The 7,396-nt window shown below is 61.3% G+C and carries 4 protein-coding genes; 3 read left to right on the top strand and 1 reads right to left on the bottom strand.

Going from position 1 to position 7,396, the window contains the following annotated elements; all coding sequences use genetic code 11:
• The 3 genes from AC1ECN_RS20550 to glgB form a co-directional block, all read left to right on the top strand.
• Nucleotides 1-241, top strand: a 241-nt coding sequence (locus AC1ECN_RS20550) for a hypothetical protein (RefSeq protein ID WP_477953950.1), incomplete at its 5' end; no start/stop codon positions are given.
• Nucleotides 242-3,523: a maltose alpha-D-glucosyltransferase gene (treS, locus tag AC1ECN_RS20545; RefSeq protein WP_024319681.1), complete on the top strand. Its 3,282-nt coding sequence runs from the start codon at nucleotides 242-244 to the stop codon at nucleotides 3,521-3,523.
• A complete protein-coding gene (gene glgB, locus AC1ECN_RS20540; RefSeq protein ID WP_024319682.1) occupies nucleotides 3,520-5,730 on the top strand; it encodes a 1,4-alpha-glucan branching protein GlgB in 2,211 nt (736 codons plus the stop codon). Before treS ends, glgB begins: the two co-directional genes overlap by 4 nt.
• A 20-nt stretch (nucleotides 5,731-5,750) precedes the next feature.
• Here glgB and AC1ECN_RS20535 read toward each other — a convergent pair whose 3' ends face one another.
• Nucleotides 5,751-7,379, bottom strand: coding sequence for a thiamine pyrophosphate-dependent enzyme (locus tag AC1ECN_RS20535; RefSeq protein WP_130656998.1), 1,629 nt, complete (start codon nucleotides 7,377-7,379; stop codon nucleotides 5,751-5,753).
• Between the last annotated feature and the right edge of the window lie 17 nt (nucleotides 7,380-7,396).

Raw genomic sequence — 7,396 nt, 5'->3', positions numbered from 1 at the left:
GGCAAGCCGTGCCCGCGACAACGTCCTGTTGATCGCCATCAGCCTCGATCCCCACAATTTCCAGCAGAGCGACGTCGAGCTGCCGCTCTGGCAGTGGTCGCTGGGCGACGGCGGCACGCTGGATGCCGAAGATCTGATCGGCGGGCATCGTTTCAAGTGGACCGGCAAATGGCAGAGCATCAGTCTCAATCCTGAGGTCCTGCCCTATGCGATCTGGCGTATTCGCTCAAGGGAGGCATGAATGGACACGATGAATGCAGATAGCGCGCCRCTGCCGCTCTGGTACAAGGATGCGATCATCTACCAGCTGCACATCAAGTCGTTCTACGACGCCAATGGCGACGGGGTCGGCGACTTCGCCGGCCTGCACCAGAAGCTCGATCATATCGCAGCCCTCGGCGTCAATGCCATCTGGCTTCTGCCTTTCTTTCCTTCTCCGCGACGCGACGACGGCTACGACATCGCCGACTACGGCAATGTTAGCCCCGATTATGGGACGATGGAGGATTTCCGAGCCTTCGTCGACGCCGCCCACCAGCGCAATATCCGCGTCATCATCGAGCTCGTCATCAACCACACCTCCGATCAGCATCCCTGGTTCCAGCGCGCGCGCCAGGCGCCGGCGGGATCGCCGGAGCGCGACTTCTATGTCTGGTCCGATACCGATCAGAAATTTCCGGAAACGCGCATCATTTTCATCGACACGGAAAAATCCAACTGGACATGGGACGCGGTCGCTGGCGCCTACTACTGGCACCGCTTCTATTCCCATCAACCCGACCTGAATTTCGATAGCCCCCTTGTCATGGAGGAATTGCTGAGGGTGATGCGCTTCTGGCTGGAAACCGGCATTGACGGTTTTCGTCTCGACGCGATCCCCTACCTTGTCGAGCGCGAGGGCACGATCAACGAAAACCTGCCGGAAACCCACGTGATCCTCAAACGCATACGCGCCGCGCTCGATGCCACTCATCCCGGCGTGATGCTGCTTGCCGAGGCCAATCAATGGCCGGAGGACACGCGCGAATATTTCGGAGAGGGCGACGAATGCCACATGGCCTTCCACTTTCCACTGATGCCGCGCATGTACATGGCGATCGCCAAGGAGGATCGGTTTCCGATCACCGATATCCTGCGTCAGACGCCGGAGATTCCAGACAACTGCCAATGGGCGATCTTCCTTCGCAACCACGACGAGCTGACGCTTGAAATGGTGACCGACGCCGAGCGGGATTATCTCTGGGAGACCTACGCATCCGACAAACGTGCCCGCATCAATCTCGGCATAAGGCGGCGCCTGGCGCCATTGATGGAGCGCGACCGCCGGCGGATCGAGCTGATGAACGCGCTTCTTCTCTCGATGCCAGGAACGCCGGTGATCTATTACGGCGACGAAATCGGCATGGGCGACAATATCTATCTCGGCGACCGGGATGGGGTGAGGACGCCGATGCAATGGTCTCCGGACCGTAATGGCGGGTTCTCCAGGGCAGATCCGGCGCGTCTCGTCCTGCCGCCCGTCGCCGACCCGCTCTACGGTTTCGAGGCCGTCAACGTCGAGGCGCAGAGCACGGACGCGCATTCGCTGCTCAACTGGACGCGCAGAATGTTGGCGTTGCGCGGCAGGCATCCCGCCTTCGGGCGTGGCACGCTGCGGTTTCTTTCACCGGAAAATCGCAAGATCCTTGCCTATCTCAGGGAGTATGAAGGTGAGGTCTTGCTTTGTGTTGCAAGTCTCTCGCGGCTGCCCCAGGCCGTCGAACTCGACTTGTCGAGCTTCGAGGGGCGCGTTCCCATTGAACTGACCGGCATGTCGCCGTTTCCGCCGATCGGCCAGTTGACCTACCTGCTGACCTTGCCGCCCTACGGTTTCTTCTGGTTCCAGCTGACGGCTGATGCCGACCCGCCGGCGTGGCGCACCGCACCACCGGAACAGCTTCCCGATCTGTTGACGATGGTCATCCGGCGTAACCTGCTCGACCTCGTGGATGAACCGGGTCATGCACGCATCCTGAGCGGCGAAATCCTGCCCGCCTATCTCTCCAAGCGGCGATGGTTCGGGGCAAAGGACCAGGCGCTTCAGGCCGCCCGACTGATCTCCACGACACCAATCCCATTCGCCGACGGCGTCGTCCTCGGCGAGTTGGAGGTCGTGCTGCCGAACCACAGCGAATCCTACCAACTGCCGCTCGCGGTCGCCTGGGACGATGCGCACCCATCCGCGCTTGCCCAGCAGCTTGCGCTTGGGAGGATTCGCCAAGGTAGACGCGTCGGTTTCCTCACAGACGGATTTGCCGTGGAGGCAATGGCGCGCGGCATTCTCCACGGACTTCGCGACCGCTCGCGCACCACCGGCCGGACCGGCACGCTCGAATTCATTGGGACAGAACAGCTCGACAGTCTCGATATTTCAGACGAGTTGCCGGTGCATTGGCTATCGGCTGAACAATCCAACAGCTCGCTGCTGGTCGGCGACGTAGCGATGATCAAACTGATCAGGCACATCTTCCCGGGCATCCATCCGGAAGTCGAGATGACGCGCTACCTCACCCGCGCCGGCTATGACCACACGGCGCCGTTGCTCGGCGAGGTCGCACATACCGATTCCAGCGGACGCCGTTCGACCTTGATCATCGTCCAGGGCGCGATCCGCAATCAGGGCGACGCCTGGAACTGGATGCTGAACAATCTGCGCCGTGGGGCCGACGAACTGGTGCTGAACGATCCGGCGGTCCAACCAGACGACGACGTCTTCCGGTCGCTGATCAGTTTCGTCGCGATGGTGGGCCTCAGGCTCGGCGAATTGCATGTCGTGCTCGCTGCGAAGACCGGGGACGAGGCCTTCAGCCCGGTGGTAGCAGGCGACAGCGAGGTCGAGGCGATGAGGAAGGCCGTTGCCGGGGAGCTCGCCTATGCCATGTCGAAGCTTGACGAACGCGACGAGAATGCCGACCCCGCAATCGACCTGCTCGCAGCGCCGCTTCTCAAGCGTCGTTCCGAACTCGCAGACCTCGCCGCGACGCTGGCGGAGAGCGCCCGCCATACGCTGATGACGCGCACGCATGGCGACTTCCATCTTGGCCAGATCCTCGTCAGCGAGGGTGATGCCGTCATTATTGACTTCGAGGGCGAGCCTGCGAAAAACCTGACGGAGCGCCGCGCCAAGACAAACCCGCTGCGCGATGTCGCCGGGCTTTTGAGATCGCTGAGCTATCTCGTGGCCACCGCCCAGCTCGATAATGACGCGGTCATCGAACACGACAACGAGGTCCGTCGCGAGGCGATCGCCCGCTTCGGGCGCCATGCCGAGGAGGCCTTTCTCGATGCCTATTCGCAGGCGGTTTCCGTATCGAAGGAGCTTGACATGCCAGCCAATCAAAGACGGAGGGTTCTCGATGCCTTTCTTCTCGAAAAGGCCGCCTACGAGATCGCCTATGAAGCCCGCAACAGGCCGAAATGGCTTCCGATCCCGCTATCCGGCCTTACCGAAATTGTATCGCGTCTGGCGGGGGTCAAGGCATGAATGTTGAGCGCTCGGAACTCCTGGCGGGCATCGGACAGGATGCGCTATGGGCCTTAATCGAGGGGCGCCACGGCGATCCCTTTTCGATCCTCGGTCCCCACGAAAGCGGCGGCATGACGATCGTGCGGGTGTACCTGCCCGGCGCGGAAGCGATCGATCTCATCGATGCGACGAGCGATCGGGTGGTGACGCCTTTCAGCATCGCCCACCCGTCCGGCCTGTTTGCGGCGGCGGCTGCGTCGAGGACGGGATACCGGCTGCGGATCACATGGCCGGATGCAGTCCAGATCACCGAGGACCCCTACAGTTTCGGTCTGCTGCTCGGGGAACTCGACCTCCATCTGATATCGGAGGGCACCCACTATAGTCTCAGCCGTACGCTCGGCGCGGTTGATATGTCGATCGACGGTATATCAGGCGTTCGTTTCGCCGTGTGGGCTCCGAATGCGCGCCGCGTCTCGGTTGTCGGCGACTTCAACGCCTGGGACGGGCGGCGAAACCCGATGCGGCTGAGACAATCGGCGGGCGTGTGGGAGCTGTTTATCCCCCGGCTGGCACCCGGCGAAAGATACAAGTTCGAGATCGTCGATGCGCAGGGGACCTGCCTGCCGCAGAAGGCCGATCCGGTGGCGAGGGCGAGCGAGGCCGCCCCATCCACCGCGTCCATCGTCGCATCGTCGACGCCGTTTCGATGGACCGATGACGGCTGGATGAAGGGCCGGTCCCGGCAAGACAGGCTGGAGGGCGCGTTCTCCGTTTATGAGGTGCACGCCGGTTCCTGGCTTCGCGATCAAAAGGACGGCAACAGGTCGCTCGACTGGGTCGAACTCAGCCAAAGGCTCGTTCCCTATGTCAGAGACATGGGCTTTACCCATATCGAGCTGCTTCCGATCATGGAGCATCCGTTCGGCGGATCCTGGGGTTATCAGCCGCTCGGCCTGTTCGCTCCGACCGGCCGATATGGGACGCCTGAGGATTTCGCCTATTTCATTGACCGGTGCCATGGCGCCGGGCTCGGCGTCATCCTCGACTGGGTGCCCGCCCATTTTCCCACCGACGTCTGGGGGCTTGCCCGCTTCGACGGCAGCGCGCTCTACGAGCACGAAGATCCGCGCGAAGGCTTTCACCGCGACTGGAACACGCTGATCTACAATCTCGGCCGCAAAGAGGTGAAAGGGTTCCTGATCGCCAGCGCGCTGGAATGGCTAGAGCGCTACCATATCGACGGTTTGCGGGTCGACGCCGTGGCCTCGATGCTTTACCGCGACTACAGCCGCAACGAGGGCGAATGGATTCCCAACCAATATGGTGGTCGCGAGAACCTGGAAGCGGTCGAATTCTTCAAGCACCTGAACAGCATCATTCACGAGCGCTGCCCGCACGCGATGACGATCGCCGAGGAATCGACGGCCTGGCCCGGGGTGACGAAGCCGCCGGAGCAAGGGGGGCTGGGCTTCGACATCAAATGGAACATGGGCTGGATGCATGACAGCCTGAGCTACATCGAGAAGGATCCGATTTACCGGAGCTACGCCCATGGCACGATGACCTTCGGAATGCTCTATGCCTATTCCGAACACTTCATTCTGCCGATTTCACATGACGAGGTCGTCTACGGAAAGGGCTCGCTGCTGACGAAGATGCCGGGCGACGAATGGCAAAAATTCGCCAATCTGCGCAGCTACCTCGCCTTCATGTGGGGCCATCCCGGCAAGAAGCTCTTGTTCATGGGCAGCGAAATCGCCCAGCCGGGCGAGTGGAATCATGACGGGTCGGTGACCTGGGATGTGCTGGACCGGCCTCAGCATGTGGGGATTCAGCGGCTGGTGAAGGATCTGAACGGCCTTTACGGGGGCGAGCCGGCATTGCAGTTCGGCGACTTTCATCCGGAGGGTTTCGAATGGGCGGCAGCCGACGACGCCGTCAATTCCGTCCTCGGCATGCTCCGTTATGCGCCCGATCGCGCTTCGACGGTCCTGGTCATGTCGAATTTCACGCCGGTGCCGCGTTACGGCTACAGGATCGGTGTGCCGAGAGACGGTGTGTGGATCGAGAAGATGACGACGGATGCACGGGAATATGGCGGCTCTGGCCTGGTCAACGGCGCGGTGTCGACCGAACCGGTGCCCGCCCATGGCAGGCCCGTCTCGCTGTCGCTGACGCTGCCGCCGCTATCGACGATCTTTCTGCAGGGACCGTCGCCTTGAGCGGCTTCAGCCCTTGCGCTTCATTCGGTGTGCGGAGCCGGATGAATGAAAGGCCAAGGGCTCGCCTCGGATCCCTTCTCGATGGGAACCTCGATGAGAACGGGTTCGTCGAGAGATAGGGCTTTCTCGATCGCGTCTTTCAATTCGCCAGGGCTCGTCACCTTGAATGCGCGAATGCCGAAGCTCTCGCCAAGCGCGACAAAGTCTGGATTGGTGAGTTCCGAGCCAAGATAACGGCCTTTATACGCCTGCTTCTGGTCACGCAGTACGTTGCCATAGGCCGAATTGTTGAAGACGATGGCGATGACATTGATCTTATGCTGGACGGCGGTGGCAAGTTCCTGAACCCCGAACATGAAGCCGCCATCGCCGGAAACAGAAATAACGGCCTTGTCGGGATTGGCGACTTTCACGCCCAAGGCCGTGTTGAAGCCGAAACCCAGATTGTCCTGATAACCGCATGTGACGTACTGACGAGGGGCATAGACCGGGAATGCAAATCGGGCGGTAAAGCCCATCTGGCAGATTTCCTCGACGAAGAAGCCGTCCCTCGGCAGGGCTTCGCGAATGGCATCGAGATAGGCGAGCTGCGGCTGCACGGCCGAGAAGCGGGACCTGGCCTCTTCGTTGCGTTCGGCAAATTCGCGCGTGCGATCCGTGCGGCCGGAACCTGCCAGGGCATCGAGTAGAGCCTGCGTTCCAGCTTTGGCATCGGCGACCACCCCAACGTTCGGCTTAAGACGGACCATCTCGGTCGGATCGATATCGATGCGGATCACCTTGAGATCCTTGGGAAGCCACTTCCACCGCATGAATTGCAATTCGAGGCGGCTACCCACGCCGATCAGAACATCGGTGTTCTTCCAATATTCGTAGGCGGCGACGAAATTCAGGTAGTTCGGGTGGTCGTCGGCGACGATGCCCTTGCCGGAGCGATGGGACGTGACCGGCGACTGCAGCAATTCCGCAAGAGCAGCGATCTCCGCTCCAGCATCCACCGCGCCGCCGCCAACCATGATCATCGGATTCCTGGCGCCTGATATCAGTGCCGCCGCGGCAGCGATTTCATCAGGGTTGACGGCCGGATGAGACGCTGTCGTGCCGACCGGCAGATCGATTTCGGGGCCGGATTGTCCAAACACGTCCCACGGGGTTTCGACCGCTCCCGGACCCTGGCGGCCGGAGAGCATTTTGGCGACGATCTCGGCCATGACAGGGCCGGTTTCGGACTGGTGATTGATCCGCTCTGCCGTCTTTGTGATTCCGCGCATCGTCGCGAGTTGATCCGGTAATTCGTGCAACTGCCCTCTGCCTTGACCGATCAAGTGGGACATGATGTTGCCGGTGATGCACAGCACCGGGGCATTGGCGCCGTAAGCGGTGCAAAGAGCTGCCCCGGAATTGAGGACGCCTGGGCCGGGAACGACGGTATAGGCACCGATCCGGCCGGTGGATTTGGCATAACCATAGGCCATGTAACCGGCGCCCTGCTCGTGCCTGGTGTGAATGAACCGAATTTTGTCACCGGCACCGTAGAGAGCATCGTTAAAATCATACATGTGGGCGCCCGGGATGCCGAATACGGTATCGATCCCATGGGCGACGAGTGAACGGGTCATTGCCTGACCGGTCGTTTCTTTCCTGCTCATCCGGAGGCTCCAATGGC

This window comes from Rhizobium sp. 01N447_2 (genome assembly GCF_056399245.1).
Note: the sequence above shows the minus strand (reverse complement) of the source record. Positions and strands in the feature narration are given on the sequence as shown.

Coding starts and splice junctions, on each gene's coding strand:
- AC1ECN_RS20535 (WP_130656998.1), bottom strand. CDS start 7,379: ATGAGCAGGAAAGAAACGACCGGTCAGGCAATGACCCGTTCACTCGTC.
- glgB (WP_024319682.1), top strand. CDS start 3,520: ATGAATGTTGAGCGCTCGGAACTCCTGGCGGGCATCGGACAGGATGCG.